Genomic DNA, 830 nt, shown 5'->3' on the forward strand with positions numbered 1-830 from the left:
CGGAGAAGGTGCTGGTGCCCATATAGTGATGCAGCAGTTTACCGTTCAGGGAAAAGCGGCTGGTGCTGTCGGGCATCAGGCCCTGGCCCTGGGTGGCGCGGACCGCCTGGCAAAGATTGGTCTTGCCGCTGAGGCAGAATTTGCACTGGCGGCACTCGGCGGTATAGAGCGGAATCACGTGATCGCCGGGTTTCAGGCTGGTGACGCCTTCACCCACTTCCTGCACGATGCCGGCGCCTTCATGGCCGAAAATGGAAGGGAACAGGCCTTCTGGATCTTTCCCGGACAAGGTGTAGGCGTCCGTGTGGCAGACGCCGGTGGCGACGATCTGTACCAGCACTTCACCGGCCTTGGGACCGGCCACGTCGACTTCTTCAATAACCAGAGGTTTGCCTGCTTCCCAGGCCACAGCGGCGCGTGATTTCATGATGACTCCAACAATAATGGCATTTGGGTGGTGGCCAGACTCGGCGCAGACGGGTTGATGTTATGTCCGTCGCTTGACCAGTCTACCGGACCACGGATAGCTGGATTCACTATACGCAGACACGAATCAGGCTATAAGGCACAATTCGGCAATAGATTATTGTTCAGGAGCAACAATGCAGCATTGGGACCGAATTGAGGCCTTCGTGGAAGTGGTGCGCCTGGGCTCCTTTGCGCGCGCCGCCCGGGGCCTGGGGGTATCCAGCTCCCATGTGAGCCGGCTGGTGGCGCGGCTGGAAACCCAGCTGGGTACGCAGTTGCTGTACCGCACCACCCGGCGGCTTACGCTGACGGATGCCGGCGCGGTTTACTTCGAGCACTGTTGTCAGTTGTTCGATGGGTTT

General features: G+C 59.5%; 2 protein-coding genes. One reads left to right on the forward strand and one right to left on the reverse strand.

Annotated elements, in window-relative coordinates:
- A partial coding sequence (locus A3730_RS01470) for an alcohol dehydrogenase catalytic domain-containing protein (protein ID WP_156500766.1) occupies positions 1–427 on the reverse strand: 427 nt, incomplete at its 3' end.
- 175 nt (positions 428–602) lie between these two features.
- Between A3730_RS01470 and A3730_RS01475 the strand changes: the two genes are divergently transcribed.
- Positions 603–830: LysR family transcriptional regulator (locus tag A3730_RS01475; RefSeq protein ID WP_156500768.1), on the forward strand; the 228-nt coding region annotated here is incomplete at its 3' end.

The organism is Alcanivorax sp. HI0044 (genome assembly GCF_001634945.1).